This is a genomic window from Serratia sp. X3, assembly GCF_014982455.1.
In the GTDB taxonomy this organism is placed as follows: domain Bacteria; phylum Pseudomonadota; class Gammaproteobacteria; order Enterobacterales; family Enterobacteriaceae; genus Serratia; species Serratia ureilytica.
The window spans coordinates 553,432-569,963 of record NZ_JADCNB010000003.1 but is presented as its reverse complement, the minus strand read 5'-3'; the positions used below and the strand labels follow the sequence as shown (position 1 = coordinate 569,963).

The window sequence follows — 16,532 nt, the reverse complement described above, 5'->3', positions numbered from 1 at the left end:
CACCCAGGGAGCAAGCTCCCCTGTGCTACCGCTCGACTTGCATGTGTTAAGCCTGCCGCCAGCGTTCAATCTGAGCCATGATCAAACTCTTCAATTAAAAGCTTGATTTGCTTCCACTCGAGAAGCGGTGCTCAAAGATTTACTGCATGAATTTTACTTCAGTTAGTCACTCTTCAAGACTTGATATTTTTTGCATCCGAAGATGCTGGATATCGTCTTGTGGAGTGCCCACACAGATTGTCTGATAAATTGTTAAAGAGCAGTGCCGAGAAACTCATCGGCGCGGGCTGCGTATACTACGCTTTTCACCCGGAGAGTCAAGCGTTTATTTCGCTTTCCTCTCGCTGACCCGGCGGCTTGTCAGTCGTTGTTCCCGGTCAGTGGAGGCGCATTATAGGGAGTTCTCGGCGGGCCGCAACCCCTAAATGCAAAAAACTTTTCAAGCGCTCAAATAACCACCAAAAACGCCTTTTTAGGATGTTTATTAGGCAAAAAATACCGGTTTTAGGGCAGTAATAGCGGCAACCCCTGTAAATAGGGACAAACGAAGATAAAGAAAAGGGAGCGGTCCCCCGCTCCCTTTCATCTTTATTATCCTTAATCGCCGTTATTGGCGGGCAACGATATGGTCGTTTTCCACATCCAGCGTCACCAGCTTGCCAGGTATCAGCTTGCCGGACAGGATTTGTTGCGCCAGCGGGTTCTCGATTTCCTGCTGAATAGCGCGTTTCAACGGGCGCGCGCCATACACAGGGTCGTAGCCGGTTTTGCTTAACAGCGCCAGGGCCGGTTCGGTCATGGTCACTTCATAACCGCGCTCTTCCAAACGCTTGTACAGACGCGACAGCTGAATCTTGGCGATCGCGGCGATGTGTTTCTCGCCCAGCGGGTGGAACACCACCACTTCGTCGATACGGTTGATGAACTCCGGACGGAAGTGGTGACTCACCATCTCCATCACCGACTCTTTCATCTGCGCGTAGTTCATCTGACCGAAATGCTCCTGGATCAGATCGGAACCCAGGTTGGACGTCATGATCACCACGGTATTGCGGAAATCGACGGTGCGGCCTTGACCATCGGTCAGGCGACCGTCATCCAACACCTGCAACAGAATATTGAACACGTCCGGGTGCGCTTTCTCGACTTCATCCAGCAGAATCACCGAATAAGGCCGGCGACGTACGGCTTCCGTCAGGTAGCCGCCCTCTTCATAACCGACATAGCCCGGAGGTGCGCCGACCAGACGCGAAACGGAGTGTTTCTCCATAAACTCGGACATGTCGATACGCACCATGGCGTCGTCGCTGTCGAACAGGAACGAAGCCAGTGCCTTGCAGAGCTCGGTTTTCCCCACCCCGGTCGGACCGAGGAACAGGAACGAACCGATCGGCCGGTTAGGATCGGACAACCCGGCACGGCTGCGGCGGATCGCATTGGAGACTGCGCTGACCGCTTCGTCCTGGCCAATCACTCGCGAATGCAGTTCTTGTTCCAGGCGCAGCAGCTTGTCGCGCTCGCCTTCCAGCATTCTTGCGACCGGGATCCCGGTCGCACGCGCCAGCACTTCGGCAATCTCCGCATCGGTCACCCGGTTGCGCAGCAGCTTCATGCTCTTGCCTTCGGCCTGCGTGGCGGCGGCGAGCTGTTTTTCCAGCTCAGGGATTTTGCCGTACTGCAGTTCCGACATCCGCCCCAGATCGCCGACGCGACGCGCCTGCTCCAGGGTGATTTTGGCCTGCTCGAGTTCTGCCTTGATGTTTTGGGTGCCGGAGAGCGACGCTTTTTCCGCTTTCCACTCTTCTTCCAGCTCCGAGTATTCGCGCTCTTTCTGCCCCAGCTCATCGCTCAGCATGTCCAGGCGTTTCTTGCTGGCGTCGTCAGACTCTTTATTCAGCGCCTGCTGTTCCAGTTTCAATTGGATGATGCGGCGTTCAAGCCTGTCGAGCGACTCCGGCTTGGAGTCCATCTGCATGCGAATGCTGGACGCCGCTTCGTCGATAAGGTCAATCGCCTTGTCCGGCAATTGACGATCGGCGATATAGCGGTGCGAAAGCGTTGCCGCCGCCACAATGGCCGGGTCGGTGATCTGCACGTGGTGGTGCAGTTCGTAACGCTCTTTCAGGCCGCGCAGAATAGCAATGGTGTCTTCCACGCTCGGCTCAGCCACATACACTTTCTGGAAACGACGTTCGAGCGCCGCATCCTTCTCTATATATTGACGGTATTCATCCAGCGTGGTGGCACCGACGCAGTGCAGCTCGCCGCGCGCCAGCGCCGGCTTCAGCATGTTGCCTGCGTCCATCGCGCCATCCGCCTTACCGGCGCCGACCATGGTGTGCAGTTCGTCGATAAACAGGATAACGCTGCCTTCCTGCTTGGCCAGATCGTTGAGCACGCCTTTCAGACGCTCTTCAAACTCGCCGCGATATTTGGCGCCGGCGATCAAGGCGCCCATATCGAGGGACAATACGCGCTTGTGCTTCAGCCCTTCCGGCACTTCGCCGTTAATGATGCGCTGCGCCAGGCCTTCGACGATGGCGGTTTTACCCACGCCAGGCTCGCCGATCAACACCGGGTTGTTTTTGGTACGGCGTTGCAGCACCTGAATGGTGCGACGGATCTCTTCGTCACGGCCGATCACCGGGTCAAGCTTGCCCTGCTCAGCACGTTCGGTCAGATCGATAGTGTATTTCTTCAATGCCTGCCGTTGGTCTTCGGCGCCTTGGTCTTCCACGCTGTCACCGCCTCTCATTTGTTCAATGGCTTTGCTGATTTTGTCGGCCGTCGCGCCGGCCGCTTTCAACAAGTCGGTCAACGAGCCGCGGTCTTCCAGCACCGCAAGCACAAACAGCTCGGAAGAAATGAATTTGTCCGCACGCTTTTGCGCCAGCTTGTCGCACAGGTTCAAAACGCGCACCAGCTCGTGGGACGGTTGAACGTCGCCACCGGTGCCTTCTACCTGCGGTAAACGGGACAGCGCCTGTTCGATCTCGGTGCGCACACGCCCGGCATCGATACCTGCGGAAGTTAATAGTGGACGAACCGTGCCCCCTTCCTGATTGAGCAGAGCGCTCATCAGATGTAGCGGTTCAATAAACTGGTTGTCGTGCCCAAGGGCTAGTGACTGGGCATCGGCGAGGGCAAGCTGGAATTTGTTGGTAAGACGATCCAGACGCATAACACCTCCAAGATGGGTCGAAATTGCTACTGGAGATTAAATGAGGTCATCCCTCAAATTTTCAAGGTTATCTCGACGCTAAATTTTCGGTACAACGCCATGCGTCGTTGGATCGTCCTAATTCAATAGGTTATATCAGCCAGATTAAACTTGCCAGACGTCCGGTTATTCCATCGCGTCGATAGGAGAAAAAATGGCTCATTTCGTTAACCGTACAGCGGTCGCCGCCATAAATGGCCTGAACGCCCGCACGCAACAAGCGTTGGCGAGCCAGCAAGTAGATATTAGCCAAAAACTTATCGCCATGCGGGGTAAATGCCGCAGCGGCCTCTGCGTCTTCCGCCATGAAAGCGGCGCGCACCTCCGGCCCGACCTCAAACTGCTGCGGGCCGATCGCCGGCCCCAGCCAGGCGCTGATTTGGCCCGGTGCGGCGCTGAACGCCGCCACGGTTTGCTCCAGCACGCCGTGGCATAGCCCACGCCAACCGGCGTGAGCGGCGGCCACTTCGTCGCCGCGCTGCGAGCAGAACAGCACCGGCAGACAATCCGCCGTCATCACTGCGCACACCTGCCCCGGCACATTGCTGTACACCGCATCCGCCCGCAGATCGGCGGGCGCTTGTCCCGTCAACGTCACCACGCGAGTACCGTGCACCTGCTCGAGCCATACCGGCATCTGCGGCAAGCCGGCGGCGGTAACCAGCCGTTCCCGATTGCGCTTCACCGCTTGCGCCTCGTCACCCACGTGAGCGCCGAGGTTCAGCGAGTCATAAGGCGGCAAGCTGACGCCGCCACCGCGCGTGGTGCTGCAAGCTTTAACGCCGGGAGGTAACGGCCAGTCGGGCAGAATGAGCGAGTTCATTACCAGTCCATCTGATCTTTGAATTCTTCGGTGTCCGCCTTCAGCGCGTTGATCAGATCGACCATGTCCTGCGGCAGCGGCGCATGCCACTCCATCTGGATGCCGCTGATCGGATGATACAAACGCAGCATGGTGGCGTGCAGCGCCTGGCGGTCAAAGCCGCGCAGCGTGTTGATGAAGGCTTCCGAAGCGCCTTTCGGCGGACGCGGACGGCCGCCGTACAGCGGATCGCCCACCAGCGGATGGCTGATATAGGCCATGTGCACGCGGATCTGGTGAGTACGACCGGTTTCCAGGCGCAGGCGCAGACGAGTGTGTGCGCGGAAGTGCTCCATAATGCGGTAATGCGTCACCGCCGGTTTACCCATCGGATGCACCGCCATGTGGGTGCGCTTGGTAGAGTGGCGCGCGATAGGCTCCTCTACCGTGCCGCCTGCCGTCATGGTGCCGATCGCCACCGCTTCGTATTCACGGGTGATTTCACGCGCCTGCAGCGCTTCCACCAGCCGGGTTTGCGCCGGTACGGTCTTCGCCACCACCATCAGACCGGTGGTGTCTTTATCCAGACGGTGCACGATGCCGGCACGCGGCACGTCGGCGATTTCCGGGTAGTGATGCAGCAGCGCATTGAGCACCGTGCCGTCCGGATTGCCGGCGCCAGGGTGCACCACCAAATCGCGCGGCTTGTTGATCACCAGGATGTCGCTGTCTTCATAGACGATATCCAGCGCGATATCCTGTGGCTCCCAACGCGCTTCTTCTTCTATCTGTGCATCGATGGCGACTGTCTCTCCGCCCAGCACCTTCTCTTTCGGTTTGTTTGACGTTTTGCCATTGACCTTCACCCGATCGCCCAGGATCCACTCTTTTATGCGAGATCGTGAATAATCAGGGAACAATTCGGCCAAAGCCTGATCTAAACGTTGTCCGAGTTGAGATTCGGCCACCGTTGCGGTGAGTTGTACTTGTTGTGCCATATGCAGCTTCTTCGTTAACGTTGGGTTTTCACGGCGATGCCGTTTAATATAATGTGCTATTGTACCTGGTCTTTGTCGGGAGCTTAACGGACAGTCTCCCGGAATAACACCCTGAGGATAATCAAAACGTCATGACGCGTATGAAATATCTGGTGGCGGCAGCCACGTTGAGCCTGGCGCTGGCAGGTTGCTCCACATCCAAGGATGCGGTTCCCGACAACCCACCTTCGGAAATCTATGCTACCGCGCAGCAAAAACTGCAGGACGGTAACTTCAAGGGCGCGATTACGCAACTCGAAGCGTTAGATAACCGCTATCCTTTCGGGCCGTATTCCCAGCAGGTCCAGCTGGATTTGATTTACGCCTATTATAAGGCTGCCGACTTGCCGATGGCTCAGGCATCCATCGATCGCTTCATGCGCCTGAATCCGACGCACCCGAACATCGATTACGTGATGTACATGCGCGGCCTGACCGACATGGCGCTTGATGACAGCGCGCTGCAGGGCTTCTTCGGGGTTGACCGTTCGGACCGCGATCCTCAGCACGCTCGCGCTGCGTTCCGCGACTTCAGCCAGTTGATTCAGCAATACCCGAACAGCCAATACGCAACCGACGCCAACAAGCGTTTGGTGTATCTGAAAGACCGCTTGGCCAAGTATGAGCTTTCGGTGGCGGAATACTACACTAAACGCGGTGCTTACGTCGCGGTCGTTAATCGCGCCGAGCAGATGTTGCGTGAATTCCCGGATACCAAAGCGACGCATGACGTGTTGCCGCTGATGGAAAATGCCTACAAGCAGCTGCAGCTGAACGGCCAGGCTGACAAAGTGGCCAAAGTGATCGCCGCCAACCCGCAATAAGCGCGCGTCGGCACCGGCAGAAAAACCAAACGGCAGCCAAGGCTGCCGTTTTCATTGGCGTCGACCTGGTTTTTACTGGAAAAATACACAAGTAAAAACACGGTGTTAGCGAGCGCTCCTCACCGGTCAACTCATCGATAATGCGCCATCCGGCGGCAACTCTCAAGCATTAGATAGCCAATTCAAATGCTGAATCACAGATTGAACTAACTTTGCAAAAAGTGACAAAAAATCGTGATTTACATCACGCATTTAAACAAAAAGCGGGGTATGCTGGGTTCACCAAGACGGAAAGACAGAGAGGTAAGTTATATGACATTGAACATTACCAGCAAACAAATGGATATCACTCCCGCCATCCGCAATCACGTCGAAGACCGTCTCACCAAACTGGAAAAATGGCAGACCCAGCTGATTAACCCGCATATCGTCTTATCCAAAGAGCCGCAAGGGTTTGTCGCCGACGCTACCATTACCACGCCTAACGGCCCGCTGGTCGCCAGCGCCAAACATGACGACATGTATACCGCCGTTAATGAGCTTATCGCCAAGCTGGAGCGCCAGTTGAACAAGGTGCAGCACAAAGGCGAAGCGCGCCGCTGCAATGCCAGCGTGAAAGACATTGTGCCGGAAGTCACGCAAGAGCAGGAATAACCGTCCGACAGCGATTGCCGCATCAAACGCGCCCGAGGGCGCGTTTTTTGTCGGGTATTTTTGTTGACGGGCTAAAGACCAGCGGTTACTTTAAAACCTGTTCACAACAACCTTAGGTAGACCATGCCACGCACACCGTTTTTCTTCGCATTCTTTTTTACCTTCCCCTGACTGGGAGGCGTTTCGTCGTGTGAGAAAGAATGCGAAGACGAACAACAAGGCCTCCTGGAGACAGGGGGCTTTTTTTATGGCTGTTTTACAACGAATAAGAACAGAAGGCGGAAGCTGATTATGACTGACAACCCGTTATTGGTGCTGCGCGAGCGCATCAGCGCACTGGACTTGAAACTGTTGGCCTTGCTGGCGGAACGCCGTGAGCTGGCGATCGAAGTCGGCAAGACCAAGCTGCACTCTCACCGCCCGATCCGTGACAAAGAGCGCGAACGCGATCTGCTGGATGCGCTGATCGCCGCCGCCAAGCCTTACGATCTGGACGGTTTTTACGTCACCCGTCTGTTCCAACTGATTATCGAAGATTCCGTTCTGACCCAGCAGGCGCTGCTGCAGCACCAGCTCAACCCCGTCAGCCAGCATTCCGCCCGCATCGCCTTCCTCGGCCCGAAAGGCTCTTACTCGCATCTGGCGGCGCGCCAATATGCCGCCCGCCATTTCGATCGGCTGATCGAATGCGGCTGCCAGAAGTTTCAGGATATTTTCGCCCAGGTGGAAACCGGCCAGGCAGACTACGCGATTTTGCCGATCGAGAACACCAGCTCCGGTTCGATAAACGAGGTCTACGATCTGCTGCAACACACCAGCCTGTCGATCGTCGGCGAACTGACTAACCCGATCAATCACTGCGTTCTGATCGCCGGCGACAGCGATCTGAGCCAGATAGAAACCGTCTACAGCCATCCGCAGCCGTTCCAACAGTGCAGCCAGTTCCTTAACCGCTTCCCGCACTGGAAAATCGAATACACCGAAAGCACGGCGGCCGCGATGGAGAAAGTCGCCAAGCTGAATTCGCCGAAGGTGGCTGCGCTGGGCAGCGAGGCCGGCGGCGCGCTGTACGGGCTGCAGGTGCTGGAACACAATCTCGCCAACCAGCAGCAAAACATCACTCGCTTTATCGTCCTGGCGCGCAAAGCGATCGACGTCTCCGAACAGGTGCCAGCCAAAACCACGCTGATCATGGCAACCGGCCAACAATCCGGCGCGCTGGTCGAAGCGCTGCTGGTATTGCGCGATAACGGCATCATCATGACCAAGCTGGAATCACGTCCGATCAACGGCAATCCGTGGGAGGAGATGTTCTATATCGATGTACAGGCCAACCTGCGCGCCGAGGCGATGCAAAAAGCGCTGCGCGATCTGGCGCCGATCACCCGTTCGCTGAAGGTGCTGGGCTGTTACCCAAGCGACACCGTGGTGCCGGTCAACCCGTCGTGAAACCATAAAAAAAGGGTTCGGCCAAGCCGAACCCTTTATGTTAACCGCCAGCATTTTACTGCCGGCTGTCGTTAGCCTGCCGCAACAGCGTGCGGCTCTCCACCAGGAAGCGCTGGGCGTAATCGCCGAACCAATGCTCTACCTTGCGGAAGCTCTCGATAAACGCCTGTTTGTCGCCATGCTCCAACAGCTTTATCGCCTCGCCGAAGCGCTGGTAGTAACGCTTAATCAGCGCCACGTTTTCTTCCGACGACATAATGATATCGGCGTACAGCTGCGGATCCTGCGCGAACAGACGGCCAACCATGGCCAGCTCCAGCCGGTAGATTGGCGAAGAGAGCGCCAGCAGTTGCTCCAGTTGCACGTTCTCTTCCGCCAGGTGCAGCCCGTAGGCGAAGGTAGCGAAGTGCCGCAGCGCCTGAATAAACGCCATATTCTGATCGTGCTCGGCCGCGCTGATGCGATGCAGCCGCGCGCCCCACACCTGCAACTGTTCAAGCAGCCACTGATACGCCTCCGGCTGGCGGCCGTCGCAGTAGACCACCACCTGCTTGGCCACGCTGCCCACGTCCGGACCGAACATCGGATGCAGACCGACCACCGGGCCGCTGTGCGCCGCCAACATCGCGTGCAAAGGCCGGTTCTTCACCGACGCCAGATCCACCAGAATACAATCGGCAGGCAGCGTCGGCAGGCGGCTTATCACCTGCTCGGTCACGTGGATCGGCACGCTGACGATCACCATGCCGGCATCCGCCAACAGCTGCTCCGCCTGCGGCCAATCTTCCTGATCCAACACCCTGACCTGATAACCCGACAACGTCAGCAAGCGATTGAACAACCTGCCCATTTGGCCGTTGCCGCCGATAATGACGATCGGCCGCAGCTGCGGGCACAGGGTTTTAAAGCCCTTGTCGTTCTCGCTGACGTAAGACTCGCGCATCACGCGGCGCAACACATCTTCGATCAGATCCGGCGGCACGCCGAGATTTTCCGCCTCCCGGCGGCGCGAAGCCAGCATCGCGGCTTCTCGCTCCGGTACGTAAACCGGCAGGCCATGACGGCTTTTGACTTCGCCCACTTCCGCTACCAGATGCAGGCGTTTCGCCAGCAGATCCAGCAGCGCTTTATCCACCTCATCGATTTGATCGCGCAGCGCGGTCAGTTCTGCCACCATAACTTACTTTTCTCCCGTGCGGGCCGTCAGCGCAGCGCCGAGTTCCTGATGCATATGGCGCAACAGGGTTTCCGTACTCTCCCAGTTGATGCAGGCGTCGGTGACGGACACACCGTAACGCATGTCTGCACGCGGCTGTTCGGAAGACTGATTGCCCTCATGCAGATGGCTCTCCAGCATAATGCCGGTGATTGAGCGGTTACCCGCCTTGATCTGCTCCACCACGGACTCGGCAACCGCCGGCTGACGGCGATAGTCTTTATTCGAGTTGCCATGGCTGCAATCTATCATCAAGGACGGGTGGAGTCCCGCCTCAAGCATCTGTTTTTCACAGGCCGCAACGTGCTCAGCGCTGTAGTTCGGCGTTTTGCCGCCGCGCAGGATCACGTGCCCATCCGGGTTGCCCTGAGTCTGCAGCAGGCAAACCTGGCCTGCCTGGTTAATGCCGACGAAGCGATGCGGCATGGCAGCGGCGCGCATGGCGTTGATAGCGGTGCCCAGGCTGCCGTCGGTGCCGTTTTTGAACCCGACCGGCATCGACAGGCCGGATGCCATTTCCCGGTGGGTCTGAGATTCGGTGGTACGCGCGCCGATCGCCGACCAGCTGAACAAATCGCCCAGGTACTGCGGGCTGTTAGGATCCAACGCTTCGGTAGCCAACGGCAAGCCCATGCCCACCAGATCCAGCAACAGGCGACGCGCGATATGCAAGCCTGCTTCAACGTCAAACGAACCGTCCATGTACGGATCGTTGATCAAACCTTTCCAGCCGACAGTGGTTCTGGGTTTTTCAAAGTAGACGCGCATAACGATATACAGCTGATCGCTCAAGTCAGCCGCCAGGGTTTTCAAACGACGGGCGTAGTCCAGCGCCGCATCCGGATCGTGGATCGAACAAGGCCCACACACCACCAACAGGCGATGATCGCGCCCCTGCAAAATGTTGGCGATGGTGTTACGCGCAGTGGCGATTTCATTTTCGTCGTCGGCGCTGAGCGGGAACTGGTTCTTCAGCTCCTCCGGCGTGATGAGAACCTGTTCTGCACTGATGTGTACGTTATTGAGCGCGTCTTTTTGCATGATGCTATTCCTGTCGTTTGGCGTTATGCGTTGAAATGGAACATTGAGCGTTTCAGGGGTCTACCCTATCACGATATGTAAAGTTTTCAATCCATTTTCCGTAAATAAAATATTACCGTCATTATCTTGCTTAAACCACCTTTGAGCCAGGGTTGCGAAAATAGATTTAAACCCAACAAATACAATATATTAAACAATTAAACAGCCCATCATCACGCTGTAACCCCTCCTGCCTAACAAAGCCATTTATCGTAAACATATTTGTACATTATATTTTACAGCGAGGATGCACGCCCCATCTCGGCACCGACGACCGGGCGAAGCAGCATCAGCACGAAATGCCGTCGAAAGCGATGAATTTAAGTAGAAGAAAAGCGAATAAATGAGGGGTAAAAATTAAAAACTTAAGCTAATGGCGGCTATTTTTGTCGCCGAAATGAACCGATATAATGTGACCGTCATCAACAATAATCACCCTTAACAACTGGATCCAAGATGCTCTCTTCCCGCGCTCGTCGCGCTTTTCCGCTGTATATTTGCTGCTTAACGACTTTCACCAGTGTTTCAGCCCTTGCCGACAATACGCTTTTCACCGCGATGGACGATCCGGCCACCGCCAAGAAACCGTTCGAAGGCAACGTGCAGGCGGGCTACAACGCCCAGTCCGGCAACTCGCAGAGTTCCACTCTGTTGGCCAATACCAACATGACCTGGTTCAACACCGACGCGGCGTACAGCCTGTGGGGGGCGGCCAACAACACCACCTCCTCCAACGTGCGCTCGTCCGAAAAGTATCAGGCCGGCGGCCGTACGCGCTATAACCTGACCGATCGCAACTACCTGTTCGGCCAGGCCAGCTGGCTGAGCGACCGTTTCAACGGTTACGACTCACGCTCCACGCTGACCAGCGGCTATGGCCGTCAAATCCTCAACGGGCCGCTCAGCGACCTGCGGGTGGAATTCGGTCCCGGCGTGCGCCATGACGAATACCATGGCGGCGGCCGTTCGACCAAAGGGCTGGCCTATGGCGCGGCCAACTATTCCTATCAGCTCACCGACAACACCAAGTTCATTCAGGGCGTCTCAGCACTGGCGAACGAAGAAACCACGCTGAACTCGGAAAGCGCGTTGAACGTAGCGATCAACGATCGCTTTTCACTGCGCGTAGCTTACACCGTGACCTACAACAGCAAGCCACCGGCCTCCGCGCCGAAGAACACCGACACGACAACCTCGGTCACGCTGGTCTACGGCCTGTAACCTGCCCGCCCATTATTTCTCGAAGCCCATCATCGATGGGCTTTTTTATGTCTGCAGTCACCTTTTGCACAATCTGCTAAAAATATTCACCCCACCCATTGACGACTTTAGCAAATAGCTTAATACTGTATGCATATACAGTAATTATTATACAGGCCAGGAGCATGACGGATATCGATAGCGAGCTGCCACGCATCGATACCTTCGGATCCCGAGGTTCTGTAAACGAAGCGAGCATAAGCTATGGAGAAAATCACCTCATTCATCACCTATGCCATGGCGCTGTTCCTCGCCTGGCTGGGCAAACTGTCTCCGCAGGACATTGCCTTTTTAGTCGGTGCCGCAGTAGGCATCGGCACTTTCCTGGTGAACTGGTATTACCGACGTAAAAGCCTGCAGATCTTGAAGGCTATTGAGCGCAATGCGGCATCACGGAGGAAAATTTTCGATGAGTGCAATCGTTAAACGCTGCAGCGTCGCCGCCGTTTTAGCCATCGCCGTGTGGTTGCCATCGTTCGGCGAGCTGCAAACCTCAGCAACCGGCCTCAGGCTGATCGCCGATCTCGAAGGTTGCCGACTGTCTCCTTACCAGTGCAACGCCGGGGTATGGACACAGGGCATTGGGCACACCGCCGGCGTCATCCCGGGCAAGGCGATAGATGAACGGAAAGCCGCTGTGGATTTGGTAGACGATGTTCGCCGCACCGAGCGCGGCATGGCCGCCTGTCTGCCGCAAACGCTCTCGCAAGAAACCTATGATGCGGTGATCGCCTTCGCCTTCAACGTGGGTATCAGCGCCGCCTGCCATTCCACGCTGGTCGCGCTGCTGCAGCAGGGTCAGTGGCAGCAGGCCTGCGATCAGTTGCCACGCTGGGTTTATGTAAATGGAAAGAAAAACAAGGGGCTGGAACAGCGACGCGCCATGGAACGCGCACTGTGCTTGCAAGGTATTGCCTCATCATGACGGGCTCGCTCGCCTAAGTGGTGATGCCACAACAATTTCACTTAATTTGTTCAAGGGGGTTCTTATGATGCACTGTCCATTATGCGGTCACGTGGCCCACACTCGCTCCAGCCGCTATCTGAGCGAGTCGACCAAAGAGCGTTACCATCAATGCCGCAACATCAATTGCAGCTGCACGTTCGCCACGCACGAGTCCGTCGCGCGGGTGATCGTCAAACCTGGCGATGACATTATCCCGGCGCAGCCTCACCCGCCGGAGAGTCAGCAGAAACACAGCGCCGCAGTGCTGTAATGCAAAAAGCCTGCTGATGCAGGCTTTTTAATGTCGCTACAACGTGGCCAAATCTCGCAAATGCAACGCAGCCGGATTTTCAGATAAAAAAAGGGGTTGGCATAGGCCAACCCCTGATAACTATTAACTTTTGGATGCAGCGTTAGTTAACGCGGTTCAGACGCTCTTTGATACGAGCAGCCTTACCAGTACGTTCACGCAGGTAGTACAGTTTAGCTTTACGAACGGCACCACGACGTTTAACAGTAATGCTGTCGATTACTGGGGAGTGAGTCTGGAATACGCGCTCAACACCTTCGCCGTTGGAAATCTTACGAACAGTGAATGCAGAGTGCAGACCGCGGTTACGGATAGCGATAACCACGCCCTCGAATGCCTGCAGACGTTTTTTGCTACCTTCAACGACCCATACCTTCACTTCCACGGAATCACCCGGACGGAATGCAGGTACGTCTTGTTTCATCTGCTCTTGTTCAAGTTGCTTAATAATGTTGCTCATAATATGTCTCTTACCCTAGGTAAACTGATATATCGGTCCCGTCTGATGTCAGACGTTTCCTTCATAGTCCTGTTGCCTGGTCTGATGTTCCCGTTGGAACTCAGCCAGCAACACCGCTTGCTCGTCAGTCAGAGCTAGGCTTTCTAGAAGTTCAGGTCTTCTAAGCCAGGTTCGGCCCAGCGACTGCTTTAAGCGCCAGCGACGTATCTCGGCATGGTTGCCCGACAGCAGAACCGGCGGTACTTCCATTCCTTCCAACACCTCGGGGCGGGTATAGTGCGGGCAGTCCAGCAATCCGTCGGCGAAGGAGTCTTCCTCCGCTGAGGCCTGATGGCCCAGCACACCCGGTATGAAACGGGCGACTGAATCAATCAGGGTCATCGCCGGCAGTTCCCCGCCGCTGAGAACGTAATCGCCGATTGACCATTCTTCGTCAATTTCGGTTTGGATTACGCGCTCGTCTATCCCTTCGTAACGGCCGCACACCAGAATCATCTTCTGATTGGCCGCCAGTTCGCACACGCCGGTTTGATCCAGCTTGCGCCCCTGAGGTGACAGATAAATCACCTTTGCTCCCTCGCCTGCCGCTGCTTTCGCCGCATGAATGGCTTCCCGTAAAGGTTGCACCATCATCAGCATTCCCGGGCCGCCGCCGTAAGGGCGATCGTCCACGGTACGATGCCGGTCGTAGGTGAAGTCGCGAGGACTCCAACACTGCACGCTCAGCAGGCCATTTTTTACTGCCCGGCCAGTCACCCCGTAATCGGTGATAGCGCGGAACATCTCAGGAAACAGGCTTACAATACCGATGAACACAAGCCAATCCCCTTACCGTTATTCCACTTGCTTCGACCGTTTGATCCGGGGGTCAAAAACCAGGATCCCAATCTGCCTCAATCACGCGGGCAGTGAGATCGACTTTCTTGATAACCTGCCCATGAAGAAACGGAATCAACCGCTCCTTCATGCCAAACGCATCTTTCAGGTTCGCTTTCACAACCATCACATCGTTCGAGCCGGTTTCCATCATATCGATGACTTTACCCAGCTCGTAGCCGGCGGAGGTGACTACCTGGCAGCCCATCAGGTCTTTCCAGTAGTAATCATCACCCTCCAACGGAGGAAGTTGATCGGAATCCACCATAATCTCGCGATTAGTCAGCAGATTCGCCGCGTCCCGATCGTCAATGCCTTTGACTTTGATGATCAGATCCTGACTGTGGCGCTTCCAGTCTTCCAACTCGATATGCTGCCACTGACCCGCCTGCTGGATAAACCACGGCTGATAGTCAAAAATGCTTTCGGCGTTCTCGGTGGATGAAAACACTCTGAGCCAACCACGAATGCCGTAAGCGGACCCCATTTTACCGAGTACAATCGGCGCGATCGGCGCTACCGGTTTGAGTTGCTTGCTCATTGCCACCACCGCGACAGATTAAGCTGCTTTCTTAGCGTCTTTGATCAGCGCGTGAACGCGATCAGAAACGGTTGCACCCAGACCAACCCAGTGCTCGATGCGGTCCAGGTCCAGACGCAGTGCTTCAGCCTGACCGGAAGCGATCGGGTTGAAGAAGCCTACGCGCTCGATGAAACGACCATCACGAGCGTTGCGGCTGTCGGTCACTACTACTTGATAGAACGGACGCTTTTTAGCGCCGCCACGTGCCAAACGAATTGTTACCATAACATCCTCTTTAGTTAATAAAACAGCCGGGCCCCATTGAGGGACGGGGCCCGGTTGCAATATAAAAAGCCCGAAAATTTTACTCATTTTGGCGCAAAAAGCAATCTAAAGCGTCGATCGCAGGGGACAACTTTTGCAGCCTGTCAAATTTCGGACGGTTTTCACCGCGAACGGCGAATGCTGAAAGCGCCCGCACTCAGCGTGCGGAAGCCCGTCAGCGGCCAGGGAAGCCCGGCGGCATCATACCTTTCATGCCGCGCATCATCTTCGCCATGCCGCCTTTCTTCATCTTCTTCATCATACGCTGCATTTCGTCGAACTGCTTCAGCAAGCGGTTGACGTCCTGCACCTGCATGCCAGCCCCCATCGCGATGCGGCGCTTGCGCGAGCCCTTGATGATTTCCGGTTTGGCACGCTCTTTCAGCGTCATCGAGTTGATGATCGCCTCCATGCGCACCAGCACTTTGTCGTCCATCTGCGACTTGACGTTGTCCGGCAGTTGGCCGGCGCCCGGCAGCTTGCTCAGCATATTGGCCATGCCGCCCATGTTGCGCATCTGCTTGAGCTGCTCCAGGAAGTCGGTCAGATCGAAACCGTCGCCCTTCTTCAGCTTGTTGGCCAGCTTCTCTGCCTGCTCGCGGTCGACCTTGCTTTCGATATCTTCGATCAGCGACAGCACGTCGCCCATGCCCAGGATGCGCGATGCCACGCGATCCGGGTAAAACGGCTCCAGCGCTTCGGTCTTCTCGCCGACGCCGAGGAACTTGATCGGCTTGCCGGTGATATGGCGGATGGACAACGCGGCACCGCCGCGCGCATCGCCGTCGACCTTGGTCAGCACCACGCCGGTCAGCGGCAGCGCTTCGTTAAACGCCTTGGCGGTATTGGCGGCGTCCTGGCCGGTCATGGCGTCGACCACGAACAGGGTTTCCACCGGCTTGATGGCCGCGTGCACCTGTTTGATCTCGTCCATCATCGCTTCGTCAACGTGCAGACGGCCGGCGGTATCGACGATCAGTACGTCATAGAACTTCAGCTTGGCCTGCTGCAACGCGCGGTTGACGATGTCGATCGGTTTTTCTTTGACGTCGGACGGGAAGAAATCGATGCCGACACCTTCCGCCAGCGTTTCCAGCTGTTTGATCGCCGCTGGGCGATAAACGTCCGCGGAAACCACCAACACTTTCTTCTTCTGTTTTTCTTTCAGGAACTTGCCGAGCTTACCGACGCTGGTGGTTTTACCGGCGCCCTGCAGGCCCGCCATCAGCACCACCGCCGGCGGCTGTGCCGCTAGGTTCAGCTCGGTGTTGACTTCGCCCATCGCGGCGATCAGCTCGCCCTTGACGATCTTGACGAACTCCTGCCCCGGCGTCAGGCTCTTGTTGACTTCATGGCCAACCGCGCTCTCTTTTACGCGGTTGATGAAGTCGCGCACCACCGGCAGCGCAACGTCCGCTTCCAGCAAAGCCATACGCACTTCACGCAGGGTTTCCTTGATATTTTCTTCGGTCAGCCGCCCGCGGCCGCTGATATTGCGCAACGTGCGCGACAATCGATCGGTTAAATTTTCAAACATCGTCTCATGCTCAA

18 protein-coding genes, 1 rRNA gene and 1 other annotated feature are annotated in these 16,532 nt (G+C 56.3%); of the genes, 8 read left to right on the top strand and 11 right to left on the bottom strand.

All coding sequences use genetic code 11. From position 1 onward, the window contains the following. The 4 genes from IMX17_RS16900 to rluD form a co-directional block, all read right to left on the bottom strand. Positions 1-97: ribosomal RNA gene (locus IMX17_RS16900) — 16S ribosomal RNA — on the bottom strand; the annotation flags it as partial. A 510-nt stretch (positions 98-607) separates the two neighbouring features. After that, positions 608-3,181, bottom strand: coding sequence for an ATP-dependent chaperone ClpB (gene clpB, locus IMX17_RS16895; RefSeq protein ID WP_025301647.1), 2,574 nt, complete (start codon positions 3,179-3,181; stop codon positions 608-610). A gap of 130 nt (positions 3,182-3,311) precedes the next feature. Next, complete coding sequence (gene yfiH / locus IMX17_RS16890) at positions 3,312-4,043, bottom strand: purine nucleoside phosphorylase YfiH (RefSeq protein WP_193550007.1); 732 nt, start codon at positions 4,041-4,043, stop codon at positions 3,312-3,314. Beyond that, positions 4,043-5,020, bottom strand: a complete 978-nt coding sequence (gene rluD, locus IMX17_RS16885; RefSeq protein ID WP_004932452.1) for a 23S rRNA pseudouridine(1911/1915/1917) synthase RluD — start codon at positions 5,018-5,020, stop codon at positions 4,043-4,045. The genes yfiH and rluD overlap by 1 nt, the downstream gene beginning before the upstream one ends. Before the next feature lie 131 nt (positions 5,021-5,151). Between rluD and bamD the strand changes: the two genes are divergently transcribed. The 4 genes from bamD to pheA all read left to right on the top strand — a co-directional run bounded on the left by bamD (position 5,152) and on the right by pheA (position 7,986). Continuing rightward, positions 5,152-5,883, top strand: coding sequence for an outer membrane protein assembly factor BamD (bamD, locus tag IMX17_RS16880; RefSeq protein ID WP_004932456.1), 732 nt, complete (start codon positions 5,152-5,154; stop codon positions 5,881-5,883). 312 nt (positions 5,884-6,195) lie between these two features. Further along, positions 6,196-6,537, top strand: coding sequence for a ribosome-associated translation inhibitor RaiA (gene raiA / locus IMX17_RS16875; protein WP_004932457.1), 342 nt, complete (start codon positions 6,196-6,198; stop codon positions 6,535-6,537). A 122-nt stretch (positions 6,538-6,659) separates the two neighbouring features. Next, positions 6,660-6,786, top strand: a sequence feature (Phe leader region). Continuing rightward, positions 6,661-6,708, top strand: a complete 48-nt coding sequence (locus IMX17_RS16870; RefSeq protein ID WP_101428074.1) for a hypothetical protein — start codon at positions 6,661-6,663, stop codon at positions 6,706-6,708. Its footprint overlaps the feature before it by 48 nt. Before the next feature lie 42 nt (positions 6,787-6,828). After that, complete coding sequence (gene pheA / locus IMX17_RS16865) at positions 6,829-7,986, top strand: bifunctional chorismate mutase/prephenate dehydratase (RefSeq protein ID WP_033641936.1); 1,158 nt, start codon at positions 6,829-6,831, stop codon at positions 7,984-7,986. 55 nt (positions 7,987-8,041) lie between these two features. On the opposite strand, the gene tyrA is transcribed toward pheA, so the two are convergent. Both tyrA and IMX17_RS16855 read right to left on the bottom strand, forming a co-directional pair. Continuing rightward, on the bottom strand, positions 8,042-9,163 hold the full coding sequence (gene tyrA, locus IMX17_RS16860) for a bifunctional chorismate mutase/prephenate dehydrogenase (protein WP_033641935.1): 1,122 nt from the start codon (positions 9,161-9,163) through the stop codon (positions 8,042-8,044). A gap of 3 nt (positions 9,164-9,166) precedes the next feature. Next, positions 9,167-10,243, bottom strand: a complete 1,077-nt coding sequence (locus IMX17_RS16855) for a 3-deoxy-7-phosphoheptulonate synthase (RefSeq protein ID WP_016929016.1) — start codon at positions 10,241-10,243, stop codon at positions 9,167-9,169. 495 nt (positions 10,244-10,738) lie between these two features. Here IMX17_RS16855 and IMX17_RS16850 point away from each other — a divergent pair, with 495 nt between their 5' ends. The 4 genes from IMX17_RS16850 to IMX17_RS16835 all read left to right on the top strand — a co-directional run bounded on the left by IMX17_RS16850 (position 10,739) and on the right by IMX17_RS16835 (position 12,759). Next, a complete protein-coding gene (locus tag IMX17_RS16850; RefSeq protein ID WP_033641933.1) occupies positions 10,739-11,503 on the top strand; it encodes a YdiY family protein in 765 nt (254 codons plus the stop codon). Positions 11,504-11,746: 243 nt separating this feature from the next. After that, complete coding sequence (locus tag IMX17_RS16845; RefSeq protein ID WP_033652732.1) at positions 11,747-11,968, top strand: holin; 222 nt, start codon at positions 11,747-11,749, stop codon at positions 11,966-11,968. Next, the gene (locus tag IMX17_RS16840; RefSeq protein ID WP_193550006.1) at positions 11,952-12,467 is read left to right on the top strand and encodes a lysozyme; all 516 of its coding nucleotides are present in this window, start codon (positions 11,952-11,954) and stop codon (positions 12,465-12,467) included. The genes IMX17_RS16845 and IMX17_RS16840 overlap by 17 nt, the downstream gene beginning before the upstream one ends. 64 nt (positions 12,468-12,531) lie before the next feature. Then, on the top strand, positions 12,532-12,759 hold the full coding sequence (locus tag IMX17_RS16835) for an ogr/Delta-like zinc finger family protein (RefSeq protein WP_182265305.1): 228 nt from the start codon (positions 12,532-12,534) through the stop codon (positions 12,757-12,759). Positions 12,760-12,901: 142 nt separating this feature from the next. On the opposite strand, the gene rplS is transcribed toward IMX17_RS16835, so the two are convergent. The 5 genes from rplS to ffh form a co-directional block, all read right to left on the bottom strand. Continuing rightward, a complete protein-coding gene (gene rplS, locus IMX17_RS16830; RefSeq protein ID WP_015376707.1) occupies positions 12,902-13,258 on the bottom strand; it encodes a 50S ribosomal protein L19 in 357 nt (118 codons plus the stop codon). A gap of 48 nt (positions 13,259-13,306) precedes the next feature. Next, the gene (trmD, locus tag IMX17_RS16825) at positions 13,307-14,074 is read right to left on the bottom strand and encodes a tRNA (guanosine(37)-N1)-methyltransferase TrmD (protein ID WP_033641911.1); all 768 of its coding nucleotides are present in this window, start codon (positions 14,072-14,074) and stop codon (positions 13,307-13,309) included. 52 nt (positions 14,075-14,126) lie between these two features. Beyond that, a complete protein-coding gene (gene rimM / locus IMX17_RS16820) occupies positions 14,127-14,675 on the bottom strand; it encodes a ribosome maturation factor RimM (protein ID WP_004932489.1) in 549 nt (182 codons plus the stop codon). A gap of 18 nt (positions 14,676-14,693) precedes the next feature. Beyond that, positions 14,694-14,942 (bottom strand): 30S ribosomal protein S16, encoded by a 249-nt coding sequence (rpsP, locus tag IMX17_RS16815; RefSeq protein ID WP_004932501.1) that lies wholly within the window; start codon positions 14,940-14,942, stop codon positions 14,694-14,696. Positions 14,943-15,156: 214 nt separating this feature from the next. Beyond that, positions 15,157-16,518: a signal recognition particle protein gene (gene ffh, locus IMX17_RS16810; protein WP_004932504.1), complete on the bottom strand. Its 1,362-nt coding sequence runs from the start codon at positions 16,516-16,518 to the stop codon at positions 15,157-15,159. Positions 16,519-16,532: the final 14 nt, after the last annotated feature.